At 36.8% G+C, this 12475-nt stretch carries 13 protein-coding genes and 1 pseudogene; 6 read left to right on the top strand and 8 right to left on the bottom strand.

Annotated features, from left to right (window positions below; all coding sequences use genetic code 11):
* Window positions 1-86: 86 nt before the first annotated feature.
* Window positions 87-383: a WXG100 family type VII secretion target gene (locus HLX49_RS06315; RefSeq protein WP_077704690.1), complete on the bottom strand. Its 297-nt coding sequence runs from the start codon at window positions 381-383 to the stop codon at window positions 87-89.
* A gap of 331 nt (window positions 384-714) precedes the next feature.
* Window positions 715-972: a hypothetical protein gene (locus HLX49_RS06310; RefSeq protein ID WP_073005566.1), complete on the bottom strand. Its 258-nt coding sequence runs from the start codon at window positions 970-972 to the stop codon at window positions 715-717.
* 350 nt (window positions 973-1322) lie between these two features.
* On the opposite strand from HLX49_RS06310, the gene HLX49_RS06305 reads away from it, so the two are divergent.
* Together HLX49_RS06305 and HLX49_RS06300 are read left to right on the top strand one after the other, a co-directional pair.
* On the top strand, window positions 1323-1424 hold the full coding sequence (locus tag HLX49_RS06305; RefSeq protein WP_073005567.1) for a YjcZ family sporulation protein: 102 nt from the start codon (window positions 1323-1325) through the stop codon (window positions 1422-1424).
* Window positions 1425-1451: 27 nt separating this feature from the next.
* A complete protein-coding gene (locus HLX49_RS06300; protein WP_073005569.1) occupies window positions 1452-1589 on the top strand; it encodes a YjcZ family sporulation protein in 138 nt (45 codons plus the stop codon).
* A 133-nt stretch (window positions 1590-1722) separates the two neighbouring features.
* On the opposite strand, the gene HLX49_RS06295 is transcribed toward HLX49_RS06300, so the two are convergent.
* The 6 genes from HLX49_RS06295 to HLX49_RS06270 form a co-directional block, all read right to left on the bottom strand.
* On the bottom strand, window positions 1723-2529 hold the full coding sequence (locus HLX49_RS06295; protein ID WP_296361031.1) for a glycerophosphodiester phosphodiesterase: 807 nt from the start codon (window positions 2527-2529) through the stop codon (window positions 1723-1725).
* 16 nt (window positions 2530-2545) lie between these two features.
* Window positions 2546-3301 carry a glycerophosphodiester phosphodiesterase gene (locus HLX49_RS06290; RefSeq protein ID WP_296361030.1) on the bottom strand — a complete coding sequence of 252 codons (756 nt, stop codon included), beginning with the start codon at window positions 3299-3301 and terminating at the stop codon, window positions 2546-2548.
* Between the two features lie 199 nt (window positions 3302-3500).
* Window positions 3501-4868, bottom strand: coding sequence for an ABC transporter substrate-binding protein (locus tag HLX49_RS06285; protein WP_296361029.1), 1368 nt, complete (start codon window positions 4866-4868; stop codon window positions 3501-3503).
* Between the two features lie 52 nt (window positions 4869-4920).
* Window positions 4921-5733 carry a carbohydrate ABC transporter permease gene (locus tag HLX49_RS06280; protein ID WP_483372444.1) on the bottom strand — a complete coding sequence of 271 codons (813 nt, stop codon included), beginning with the start codon at window positions 5731-5733 and terminating at the stop codon, window positions 4921-4923.
* 2 nt (window positions 5734-5735) lie between these two features.
* Complete coding sequence (locus HLX49_RS06275) at window positions 5736-6674, bottom strand: carbohydrate ABC transporter permease (protein ID WP_296361027.1); 939 nt, start codon at window positions 6672-6674, stop codon at window positions 5736-5738.
* Window positions 6671-7786 carry an ABC transporter ATP-binding protein gene (locus HLX49_RS06270; protein WP_077704700.1) on the bottom strand — a complete coding sequence of 372 codons (1116 nt, stop codon included), beginning with the start codon at window positions 7784-7786 and terminating at the stop codon, window positions 6671-6673. The genes HLX49_RS06275 and HLX49_RS06270 overlap by 4 nt, the downstream gene beginning before the upstream one ends.
* A 524-nt stretch (window positions 7787-8310) precedes the next feature.
* On the opposite strand from HLX49_RS06270, the gene spoIIP reads away from it, so the two are divergent.
* The 4 genes and pseudogenes from spoIIP to HLX49_RS06250 form a co-directional block, all read left to right on the top strand.
* The gene (spoIIP, locus tag HLX49_RS06265) at window positions 8311-9423 is read left to right on the top strand and encodes a stage II sporulation protein P (protein ID WP_101934106.1); all 1113 of its coding nucleotides are present in this window, start codon (window positions 8311-8313) and stop codon (window positions 9421-9423) included.
* Window positions 9424-10015: 592 nt separating this feature from the next.
* Window positions 10016-10552: an NfeD family protein gene (locus HLX49_RS06260; RefSeq protein WP_296361026.1), complete on the top strand. Its 537-nt coding sequence runs from the start codon at window positions 10016-10018 to the stop codon at window positions 10550-10552.
* Window positions 10553-10690: 138 nt separating this feature from the next.
* Window positions 10691-12235: a flotillin lipid rafts scaffold protein FloT gene (locus HLX49_RS06255; protein ID WP_296361025.1), complete on the top strand. Its 1545-nt coding sequence runs from the start codon at window positions 10691-10693 to the stop codon at window positions 12233-12235.
* Between the two features lie 92 nt (window positions 12236-12327).
* A pseudogene (locus HLX49_RS06250) lies at window positions 12328-12475 on the top strand (IS256 family transposase); the annotation flags it as partial.

The following is a 12475-nucleotide window of genomic DNA, read 5'->3' as shown; positions in this document are numbered from 1 at the left end:
ACAGAAGCTGCACAACTTAAGCCGTGCAGCTCTCATAATGAGTCACGAAACGTTGTTTACGACAATTTTTCGCTCATATATAAGCCTTATCTAAGTCCAAAATTTTGGGACAATGCTTCGTCTTGTTGTGCAACAGCCTCAGCAGTTTTTGTTAATTGCATCTCAATTTCTTTCATTAAATGAGCAAAATCTTGCACTTTAGGCTTCAATTCGCGGAATTGATCATCAAAGCGTTCGAAAGCACGACCTTCCCATTCACCGCGCAGCTCCTCTTGTAGGTTTGATAGATCTCTTAGAATTTGTTCAATTTGATCAGAACTCGCCCCATACCGTTTTGCTTTTGCCTGTAGCTGTTCAGGCGTCATACGAATTTGTCCTGCCACTACATCTCATCTCCCTTTGTTAATTTACTTTAGAGGCAAAATTAAATTAGTGAACCTCTTTCTACAAGACTAATCAACCGAATTTTCTATGTCAATTGACTATATGCATTTTTTGGATAATTGATAATAAAGACCCATTTTATACAGAATGTACATTTTTCACATGGTAAAAATAGGAAATAAGTATCTCGTCCAAAACAGGACTAATGTCCCGATATAATGTTTACTCCATTAAATGCTCAACTGAAGAGAGCTGATTCATGTAATAGAATCAGCTCTAAACCTCTCCTATAAAAGCACCTTCGAATAGTACGCAAAAATAACGAATAATCTACCAAAAGAAAAATGGTAATATGGCTAATGATGCAATTGCACCTAAAGCAACACCGTAGCCGAATCCATATCCAAATCCATAAAAACCAAAACCAAAGCCTCCCAGTCCACGTCCTCTATCTAACGGCCTCATGTAAACTCGGTTTGGGCTCACTTTTTCAATGATACCTCGATGAACTTTCCCGCAATGTGTTTTAATCTCTACGGCCTTTCCCATATGACGTTGACATAATGAATAATAATGCGAACCTGACATATAAATTTCACCCCCAATGTATAAGTCAGATACAACATCATATGAGATAGTAATTAGGCCTGTAAAAGACAAATTACTCAGGTAATCAGCGGAAAATTAATGTTAAAAAATTTCCTTTGCAAAATTCAGCTTGTCGTCCAGTCTTAAGGCGTAAGCTATTTTTCTTATACTACAAACCTTAAAAAATTTTTTGGCTTTCCTAGAGTGTAAAAAATCGTAGGGATATTAGTATGTATAGCGCCATTTAACGAAATTTCTTTCAAATAAATTCAAGCATAATAGGTGATCACCCATATCATTTCCATTGCGTAGGCATACATTATTATTGTAAAAGAACTGGAGGTGTTTAAATGGGTGAAGCTGTTGCAGGTTATGGCTACGGCGGTGGATTTGCCTTAATTGTCGTATTGTTTATTCTGTTAATTATTGTAGGGGTTGCCTACATCTGTTAACAATTCATAAAGATAGGAGGATAAACTATGGGATATGGATATAATTGCGGTTGTGGAGGATACGGTTACTCCGCACCTGCTGGATATGGCTGTGGTATCGGCGGGTTTGCTTTAATTGTTGTTCTATTCATCTTACTCATTATCGTTGGAGCAGCATGCTTTTAAGATTTTACCACTCAGGAAAAAGCAGGTCCCTATTGCGACCTGCTTTTTTTAATTTGTATAGAATTGTAGATTATTTTTTCCCGTAACTTATAAAACCACGAATAAAAATATGCTCTCTTAACTTTTTATCCTTTTATTCATCTAATAACTGTTGCGTATAATTGATAAAGTCAGTAAAATACCCATCAACATTAAATGATTTAACGCGTTTTTGTTCATTTTTTTGTGTTGTCAAATCGGTAAAATATACATGTACTTCTTTTCCTTGCTCATGAAGTTCGTTTACTACTTGCAAACTTACATCCGTCGACTCTATTCCAATAGCAGAATATGGTACGTCTTTTGCTTTTTCAAGATTAAATGCCCCTTTTTTAAACAGTAATGTTAACGGAATAGACGGAGCAAGAAGCTGCAATTGTTCCAAGCTTGACTCTGAAAATGATTGGAAAGAGACATGTTGTCGATCAAGCAGATCATATTCCTTTAATAATTCAATTAATTTTGTTTCCATCTCTGCTTTATCATGAACGAGTCGTGTTTCAATATAGTAATGCTCCTCTTTTTCAAAAACTTGCAATACTTCTTCTAAATTGGGGATTGTTTCCCGTTTCTCCTCTTGCTGAAAGACTTCAACAGTCTCAATCTCCCTCAATTCCGCCAACGTATACGCAGATACTTTGCCGCTACCGTTCGTTGTTCTATCAATGGTGTCATCATGCATGACAACAAGCTCTCCATCTTCTGTCATTCGTAAATCTAATTCTAACGCATCCATACCATCTCTAGCCGCTATCTCATAAGCAGTAACGGTACTTTCATTAAAACGATCATTTGCCCCTCTGTGCGCATAGATTTCTGCTTTTTCTGCAACCATAGGCGTTATTTGAATTTCTGCATGAGCATATAATGATAAGCTTGTAAGCAATAGTAGTATGAACAAAAATCCTCCTATTCTTTTAAACAAATGATTTTCTTTCACTTTTGTAGAACACTGCCTTTTCTGGATAATCCGTTATGATTGCAGCTACCCGAAGATCAAGCAACTGCTTCATATCATTCATATCGTTCACTGTCCATGCTCGTAGCCTTGGAAAACTAGGACGCCAATAGTCTACCCCTTTTAAAATTCCTTTTTGAGAAACGTGAATAGCTTCTAAATGAAAACAATCCATATACTCATGTGGATGCGGTAAGTTTCCTTCTACGAGTAGCGCGATCTCATGATTTGGGTCTAATTGTTTTATTCGAAGCAACGTTGGTAAATGAAAGGATGAGTAAACCACTTTTCTATTATTTCCATAAATTTGCACAATTTGCTGCACTTTTTCTTCTATTCCTTTATACGTAAACTTCGTCGTTTTTGATTCAATATTTAGTTCAATTGGATACGGTTTTAACAATTCTAAAACTTCTTGTAAAGTAGGAACCTGTTCCAAGCGCCATTGATCCTCAAATAAGTCAAAGTGAGAAAACTTCACCCCAGCACTATGTCTTCTTATTTCTTCTAACGTTAAGTCCTTTATATATCCTGTTCCATCTGTTGTGCGATCTAAAAATTCATCATGAATAACGACAATTTCTCCATCCTTTGTCATATGCACATCTAATTCAATCCCGTCAACACCTTCTTTTATAGCTTGCATAAATCCTAACAACGTATTTTCTGGGTATGTTCCCATGCTGCCTCGATGACCATAAATTTTTGTTTCCATAAAGTCCCTCCTTAAATAGTAAAAGTGATCCATTTTATACTTACCACGTAAGATCCTTATTAGGGAAAATTTACTTTCTTCTCTCAAATAGAAATTTCGACTTACCCAGATCGCATCGCATTTTTGAAGTCCGAGTCTTACAGCATTTCACATCCGAGATAAATCACTTTATATAGAGAAGAGAATGAAACTACTAGCTTCATTCTCTTCTTATAATCTTCTCTCCTCGAGCAGTGTTTGCTTGTTCAATCGCCGCATTCACTTGTTCTACAGCAGTCGAGAATGCTTCATCGACATCGCCGCCATTGTATACCGTCTCTAATGCTGTTTCAATAATTTTACGCTCTTCAGGTATCATATCCATGAGTCCTCCCTGTGTAGCTATGGAAGGTTTGGTAGCCTGTAATTGCTCTACCGTTACTTGTAATTGCGGCATTTTTTGATACGCTTCTTGCACAACTTGCTGTTCATATGCTTTAGGATTGATGGCAAAATACCCTGTCCCTACATGCCATTCAGCTTGTACTTCTGGTTTTTGCACATACTTTAAGAAATCCCAAGCGGCCTTTTGTTCCTCTTCTGCCTTTCCTTTCGACATCCAAAGGCTCGCACCACCAATTACAACTCCATGGCGCTCCTCTTTCTCAGGATATGGGATAAAAGCAACACCTACTTCAAATGGCGCATTATCAATCACATCTCTAGCACTAGCGGAAGACTGCATAAACATAGCTACATCGCCACTTAAAAATCCAGTTACCATATTGTCTGAATTCGTTCCATAATTTGCAAATGTATCTTCATCCATCATACGTTTGACCCATTCAAAAATCGATTTCCCTTTTTTATTATCAAAGGCTACTTCAGTCGCTGTATCACCACGTCCATTATCATTATTTAATAACAGACCACCTTGATTTGCTAACAATTCTTCAAATAACCAGCCATAAGCTTGCAGCGCAAAGCCTTTCATGTCAGAATTGGATTCCTTAATTGCTTTGCCTGCTGCTTCTACTTCCTCATAGGTCTCTGGTGGTGCCTCTGGATCTAAACCAGCCTCTTTAAATGCATCTTTATTATAATACATGACTGGTGTAGAGGAGTTAAAAGGCATGGAATAAAACTTTCCATCAACCTTGTAATAATTCGTAATATTTTCCTCCAAATTACTCATATCATATCCTTCTTCATCAATAAACTTTTGAATTGGTTCCACGTTACCACTGTGAACCATCGACATCGTTCCAATTTCATTTACTTGCACAATGGTTGGTGCATCGTCAGTTCCACCTACACTATGGTATTTTGATAGTGTTTCTTCATATGTCCCTTGATATTCCGCATTGACTTGAACTTCATCTTGGGATTCGTTATATTTCTTTACGATTTCATCCAAGGCAACCTGTGCTTGACCGCCCATTGCATGCCAAAAAGTTACCTCTGTTTTGCCACCTGATTCTCCATCTTCTTTCGCTTTTGCTGTACCTTCACTATCTTTTTCCACGGAACTACAGGCAGCAAGTATGAACGTAAAAATAACTAAAGTAAATACGAGTATTCTTTTCAATTTTCTTCGCTCCTTTTGACAATGTTATTTATTTTATTAAGATAGGATTGCGTTATTTTATTGCGCCTTCTGTTAAACCTTTTTGCAATTTCTTTTGCCCTAAAAACAATAGAATTAATGTTGGTAAAACCACAATTAGCCCGCCAGCCATAATTACTCCCCACTCATTAAGCTGTTCCTGCGATTGCAGTTGTTTTAATCCTATTTGAACGGTTCGAACCGTATCATCTGTGGTAGAAAGTAAAGGCCAGAGATACATATTCCAAGAAGTTAAAAAGCCATATACTCCTAAGGTTACTAAACTCGTCTTGGCTACAGGTAGAACGACAGTTAGATAAAATTTGACATCGCCCATCCCCGTTATTTCACTTGCCTCTTTTAATTCTTTTGGAATTTGTTTGAAATGTTGCCGTAACAGAAACGTGCCAAACGCGACTGCAAAGAATGGCAAGGACAACCCAGTATACGTATTCAATAAATCAAGCCCTCTTATCGTTTGGAAATTAGGTATAATCGAAGCCTCAAAAGGGATCATCATTGTCGCAATAAAAATAAAAAACAACGTATCTCTCCCTTTAAACTCCAAAAACACAAAAGCATATGCAGCCATACTTGATAACAACAATTGTCCAAGCGTAATAAGCAACGAGACAATAAAACTATTCATCAAATAACCAAATAAAGGGAAACGTTCAAAGGCTTTTATATAATTGTCCAACGTCCATGTTTCTGGTAGAATCTTCCCTGTTAAAATATCTTGGCTCGACATAAAGCTCATTAAAAACGCCACAATCGCTGGGGCGAACAGCAACAATGCAGATACGATAAGAAGAAGGTAAAAAACCAGCTTTTTACTAATAGACATCGTCATTGGTAATGCACCTTCCTCTCTCCCAACTTAAATTGTAACAATGTCATCAAAAGAATAATGACAAACAAAATAACTGCTTGTGCGCTCGCTGTCCCATATTGATAATTTTCAAATGCTTCTTGATATATAGAGTACACAAGTAAGTTCGTTTCATTCTGCGGTCCACCACGGGTTAACATGTCAATTTGACCAAATGTTTGAAACGCATTAATGAACGAGACGGTAATGACAAAAAACAACGTAGGCGACAGCATTGGTATCGTTATTCTTCGTAATTTATACAAATAACTAGCGCCATCAATTTCTGCACTTTCATACAAATGCGAATCTATCGATTGTAAACCACCTAAAAGAATTAAAAAGGTAAAGCCAAGATTCATCCAAATTGTGGATATAGATACAGAAATAAGCGCCCATTTTGGATCTGTTAGCCAACCAATTCCCTCTAACCCTACCGCCTCTAACAGTTGATTAAGCCACCCCATCGTCGGATGGAATAAAAACATCCAAAATACAGATGCCGCAGCTACAGAAATCCCCATGGTAGAGGAAAAAATCATTCGAAAAAAACCGATTCCTTTTAATTTTTCATTGGCAATCACAGCGAGAAACAAACTAATTACAATCGTACCCGGCACGGTGTAAAGCACGAATAAAAAAGTGGATTGTAAGCTTTTCAAAAAAATAGGTGATGTGAAGATGTTTTTAAAGTTATCCAAGCCTACAAAAACCGTTGTGGCTCCACTGTTATCAGTCAGAAAAAAACTTAAATATAATGTTCGCGCCATTGGGTAAAATAAAAATACACTAAACAATATCATAGAAGGTAATAGAAACAGCATTCCTTTAACAAAGCGAACTCGTTTTTGCTTTTTCTTAATTTTAAGGAAGTCAATTTTCCTATATTGCTCTTGTAGTACGACTGCTTCTTTCATACGACCGCAACCTCTTTCTCCTTTGTTGGAGAAGCTGCTTTTAGTAATAAACCTGAATCTGTATCAAAAAAGCACAGTTTGTCTCTGGAAATATGTACGGGTACCTTTTCCCCAACTTTTATCGACCATTGTCCTAACCATTTAGCCGTCCATAATTCTGGACCTATTTCAAATGTAGCTAGTGTTTCATTTCCAAGCTGTTCTACATTAATTACATCTAGATGATGCGTAGCTTCCCGATCAACGGCAGGTAAAATATGCTCTGCACGAATACCAATGGTAAGATTTTTAGCTTGGACAATTTTTGTGGCAGGTTGTATAGAACCCATATCAATCTCAAGAAAATCTTCTACCTTTAACATTTGCTGATTGAACACAGCTTTTCCGAGATTCATTTTTGGTGATCCGATAAATGAGGCAACGAATAAGTTAGCGGGCTCATTATACAATGCAATCGGCTCTCCAACTTGTTGAATTTCCCCATCGTTTAAAACCATAATTCGATCACCCATCGTCATGGCTTCCACTTGATCATGTGTTACATAAATCATGGTTAAACCTAACTTTTTTTGTAATCTTCTAACTTCTATACGCATATGCGCACGGAGTTTCGCATCTAAATTAGACAATGGCTCATCCATTAAACAAAGAGGTGCTTCACTGACAACAGATCTAGCAAGTGCTACCCTTTGTCGTTGTCCTCCAGAAAGTTCCCTAGGCTTTCTTTTTAACAACTCCGATAACCCCATCATTTCTGTGGTCTTTTTCAATCTATCCTGCTGCTCTTGTTTGCTTACTTTTTTTGCATGTAAGCCAAATAAAATGTTTTGCTCTACATTTAAATGCGGGTACAATGCATAATTTTGAAAAACCATGGATAAATTACGATCCTTTGGGCGTAAATGATTTACTATACGATCGGCAATCTTTAATGTGCCTCCTGTAATTTCTTCTAAACCAGCAATCATACGTAATAACGTACTTTTTCCTGAACCAGAAGGTCCTACTAGCACAAAAAACTCCCCCGCTTCTATGGACAGGTTAATACCATTTAATACATTAGCCTGTTTGTCATAAGATTTGGAGATATCCCATAACTCCACTTTACTCATTCTTCACCCTCCCTCAATGTAATAACTTACTTCTAAGGCTCCTTTTTCACGTTTATTTAAACATAATAATTATTGTTTTTGGGTATTTTTACATAATATTTGCTTTATTTTAATGTTTTTAACATTTCCTTAATATTCCATGTAGAAGAGTTAAATTAGGTGTTTTTGCACTTTAAGCTATCGTCTAGCTTTATTTGAACAATCCTCCTTCTGGCAAACAATGCTAGAATAAGGTAGCGGAGGAGAAGCACCGTTACTCCTTGAAAATGACAATCAGTTTCTTCGTTCATTGTTCGCATGCATAGCTTTCCTTGTCCAATAAGAAATAGCAATGGAAAGACCAGATAGGAAGAAATGCAATATGTTTGCCAAATGGATCCATGGATAAGCTGTCCACTGAAGTAGAAATTTTCTACTATCGTTCTTCTCGCTAGAAAAATGGCTTGTTTTCATATTTGTTCGTTCTATTAAAAAGTCTCTCTTGCATAGAATGTGTTAAAGAAACAAAGAAAGGCTGACATAGAATGAAACGTGTATTATTAACCGGGTTAATAGCTATTACAAGTATATTTTCACTCATTTTTTTCCTTACTTTACCTCAATTTCAAAGCAAATTCTTTCAGCTACCGTTGCTTGATGGAATAACAGAGTCGGTTGTTTTTTCTGATGCACTCTATACAGTTATGAGCACAGAAATACCGCAAATGGAAACTACACTTGAAGCAAATGATATACAAATGGCAAATTTGCCAAAACTACTATTAGAAACCGCATCTGGTGTTTCTCCTAGAAATTTCTCAAGCTTACTAGATTTAGCGCTTCCTGGAAGAAACCCTGACTTTCATTTTTCATTTGTTTCAAACGGTATAGATGAAGCATCCATGCCTATTGAATCCCCGCCACCAGATTTTGAGGAATTATTAAAAGAAGAACCAGAAGAAGAGCAAACAGACGATAAAAATAAAACGGATCAGCAAGAAGCAGAAGTGTATGTTTACCATAGTCATAGTTGGGAGGGGTTTTTACCCTTATTAGGAGAAGATAAACAAAAACCATCACAAGCATCTAGTACGGATAATGCAAAGAATATTGTTCTAGTGGGCTCCATGTTAACGGAGCAATTAGAAAAGCAAGGTATACCTACTTTTCATGATCGAACAAACGTTACTGCTGCTCTACACGAGCAAGGTTGGGATTATTACGACTCCTACCGATTATCTCGAAAAACGGTAGAAGCAGCGATGGCAAGCAACCAGAAAATACAATATTTTATTGATATTCATCGTGATGCCCAGCGTAAAGATATTACTACTACGACGATTCACGGAGAGCCATTTGCCAAATTGTATTTTATTGTTGGTGAGGAACATGAAAATTACAAAGAAAATCTTGCATTTGTAGAAAAGCTCAATGCCCAACTAGAAGAAAATTATCCTGGCATAAGTCGCGGTATCTTTTTAAAAGATCACACAGATGGTAATGGTATTTACAATCAAGATTTATCCAAACAGTCCATCCTAATCGAAGTTGGTGGCGTAGATAATAATAAAGAAGAACTATCCAATACAACGAAAGCTTTAGGGGAAGTAATTGGAGAATATTACAAAAATGCTGAGCAAGTAACGACAGAGAGGTAACTTATGTGGAATAAAAGAATATGAGATAAACATAACTTGTCGCCAAACCTTATGGCGAAATTCTTTGTTTTTCTTATACGATAAAGCCAAAAAATAAAATACTTTCCTATGGTATAAATGAGAAGAGCTGAAATCAGTTGAATAATAGTAATTACAAAGGCGTCTTTAGTTAGCTCCCAGAAAAAATGTATATACACTGCTCCCTTGAAATAGACGAATATTTTCAAGGGAGCAGTGACAGAGAAGCACTACTAGTACTAAAAATAATGCATAACGGTCTTTATAATATCCATCTTTCATAAGCGATACATGGTTTTCTTCTCCACTTAAATTCGCCCATCCTCCTCTTTCAAATCTTGAAATGAGTATCTTATAGCGAAATAAGCGAGACGTCTAAAATTCGGTACATTTTCTAAAATTAATTTACTTTAATCTGAAACTATTTATTCACTCACTCGTATTATAAGTAAATGATTTCCATTACTTTTGTAGAAAAACGAACTTCATTGCCTAACATGATGAAAATTGTCGTTTTTCTTATACTACAAAGCTTAAGGTTTTATACGCTACGGCTTAAAAAGGGGGAATACATATGACTGTTTTTGGGTTGCCAATCGAGACATTATATTTATACATGCTGATTATTGCTGCAGCCCTAACCATTATTTACATGCTTTTTGGCGATATATTAGAAGGGATTGGTGAAGTAATTCCTATAGCTAATCCTATCCTTATTCTTGCCTTTGTCACTTTCTTTTCAGCAACGGGTTACTTACTTGAAACGTTAACACCCTTGTCCAGTCTAATCATTATTTTCATTGCCATGCTTATTGCCTTTATTCTTGATACGCTTTTAAATGTATTTATTTTGGTTCCTTTGGCTTCTGCAGAAGAATCTCTTGGCTATACAGAGGAATCGTTAATTGGGCGTGTCGGCAAAATTATCATTCCCGTTCCAGCAGATGGATACGGAGAAGTTGTTATTGAAAGCAAAAGTGGTAGAATCTCTAAACCTGTAACAGCGTATCACAACCAGCCCATACCTGAAGGAACAGAAGTATTAATTTTAGATATAAAAGGTGGCGTGCTCTATGCTGAACCTTATTCGAAGGATGTTTTAGATGCATAGAAACATGCACGAGTTCTAAGCATGTTACTTTAGTAATTTACACTTTTTCAGCCCATTCCGTGCATGCATTTTAATTATTTTCAAATGCACTCAGCAAGGGATTATCTGTTTAGCAAAACAAATCTAAGGAGGAATTCTATGTTTGAAGGATTTTGGATTATTATTGGTATTGTTTTATTTTTACTCGTAGCACTTATCGGTATTTTTGTTTCCAAATATCGCACAGCTGGTCCGGATGAAGCACTTATTGTCACTGGAAGTTACCTTGGTGGGAAAAATGTCCATATCGATGAATCTGGAAACAAAATTAAAATTATTCGCGGTGGTGGCTCATTTGTATTGCCAGTGTTCCAACAAGCAGAGCCTCTCAGTCTACTATCTAGCAAACTAGAAGTAACAACACCTGAAGTTTATACAGAACAAGGAGTTCCAGTCATGGCAGATGGAACAGCGATTATTAAAATAGGTGGGTCCATTAGTGAAATTGCTACTGCTGCTGAACAATTTCTTGGAAAAACGAAAGAAGATCGGGAAGTAGAAGCAAAAGAAGTATTAGAAGGGCATCTTCGTTCTATTTTAGGATCAATGACGGTAGAAGAAATTTATAAAAACAGGGATAAATTTTCACAGGAGGTCCAGCGTGTTGCCTCACAAGATTTAGCAAAAATGGGACTTATTATTGTTTCTTTTACGATTAAAGATGTGAAAGATAAAAATGGTTACTTAGAATCTCTTGGTAAACCTAGAATCGCCCAAGTAAAACGAGATGCAGATATCGCTACAGCTGAGGCAGATAAAGAAACGCGGATTAAGCAAGCAGAAGCTGCCAAAGAGGCGAAAAAAGCAGAATTAGAACGCGCAACAGAAATCGCTGAAGCAGAAAAAGTCAACCAATTAAAAACAGCCGACTATCGTCGTGAGCAGGATATTGCGAAAGCTCGCGCAGACCAAGCGTATGATTTTGAAACCGCAAGAGCAAAACAAGACGTAACCGAACAGGAAATGCAAATTAAAATCATTGAACGTCAAAAGCAAATCGAACTGGAAGAAAAAGAAATCTTACGGCGTGAGCGACAATACGATTCAGAAGTGAAAAAGAAAGCAGATGCTGATCGTTATGCTGTAGAGCAAGCAGCTACAGCAGATAAAATGAAACAAATGACAGAAGCAGAGGCAAATCAATATCGTATTGAAGCGGAAGCAAAAGCAGAAGCGGAACGTGTACGTGTGGACGGTCTTGCTAAAGCAGATTCACAACGAGCTCAAGGGGAATCAGAAGCAGAAGTCATCAGGCTTACTGGTTTAGCAGAAGCAGAAGCAAAACGAGAAATTGCGCAAGCATTTGAACAATACGGAGAAGCAGCTATTCTAGATATGATTATTAAAATGCTTCCAGAATATGCAAAAGAAGTCGCTAGTCCACTTTCCAATATTGATAAAATTACTGTAGTAGACACAGGTGGCAATAATGCAGAGGGTGGAGCAAATAAAGTTTCTGGATATGCAACAAACTTAATGGCAAATCTACAAGAGTCATTGAAGGCATCTTCCGGCATTGATGTCAAAGAGCTGTTGGAAAATATAAGTGGTAAAAAGCACACGACAGATGATTATGATTTAGGTAGCCCACGATATCAAAAAGACGAATTAAATGCAGAACTAACAGATGTAGACAATCGATAAAGGCTTTAACAGAGAGGTATTGTAAAAAGTGCCTGAGAGTGTAAAAAGTTTTGTGTAAATGGATATACTTTCCAATAAGGAGATGATCATTTATGCAAGACTTTTTTCATGATAAAACCATTAAAGATTTGGTAAAAGAATGTCGTACTGTAGAAGATGTACAAGAGATGATGAAGCTTTTATTTAAGGATACCATTCAACGGGTATTTGAAGCTGAATTAGAGGATGAACTGGGTTATC

Source organism: Virgibacillus sp. (genome assembly GCF_013393565.1).
In the GTDB taxonomy this organism is placed as follows: Bacteria; Bacillota; Bacilli; order Bacillales; family Amphibacillaceae; genus Virgibacillus; species Virgibacillus dokdonensis.
The sequence above is the reverse complement of the archived record's forward strand: the minus strand, read 5'-3'. Positions and strand labels throughout refer to the sequence as shown.

Excerpts from the sequence above, each read along its gene's own strand:
- HLX49_RS06310 (WP_073005566.1), bottom strand. The coding sequence starts at position 972 with ATGTCAGGTTCGCATTATTATTCATTATGTCAACGTCATATGGGAAAG.
- HLX49_RS06305 (WP_073005567.1), top strand. The coding sequence starts at position 1,323 with ATGGGTGAAGCTGTTGCAGGTTATGGCTACGGCGGTGGATTTGCCTTA.
- HLX49_RS06300 (WP_073005569.1), top strand. The coding sequence starts at position 1,452 with ATGGGATATGGATATAATTGCGGTTGTGGAGGATACGGTTACTCCGCA.
- HLX49_RS06290 (WP_296361030.1), bottom strand. The coding sequence starts at position 3,301 with ATGGAAACAAAAATTTATGGTCATCGAGGCAGCATGGGAACATACCCA.
- HLX49_RS06280 (WP_483372444.1), bottom strand. The coding sequence starts at position 5,733 with ATGTCTATTAGTAAAAAGCTGGTTTTTTACCTTCTTCTTATCGTATCT.
- HLX49_RS06275 (WP_296361027.1), bottom strand. The coding sequence starts at position 6,674 with ATGAAAGAAGCAGTCGTACTACAAGAGCAATATAGGAAAATTGACTTC.
- HLX49_RS06270 (WP_077704700.1), bottom strand. The coding sequence starts at position 7,786 with ATGAGTAAAGTGGAGTTATGGGATATCTCCAAATCTTATGACAAACAG.
- spoIIP (WP_101934106.1), top strand. The coding sequence starts at position 8,311 with ATGAAACGTGTATTATTAACCGGGTTAATAGCTATTACAAGTATATTT.
- HLX49_RS06260 (WP_296361026.1), top strand. The coding sequence starts at position 10,016 with ATGACTGTTTTTGGGTTGCCAATCGAGACATTATATTTATACATGCTG.
- HLX49_RS06255 (WP_296361025.1), top strand. The coding sequence starts at position 10,691 with ATGTTTGAAGGATTTTGGATTATTATTGGTATTGTTTTATTTTTACTC.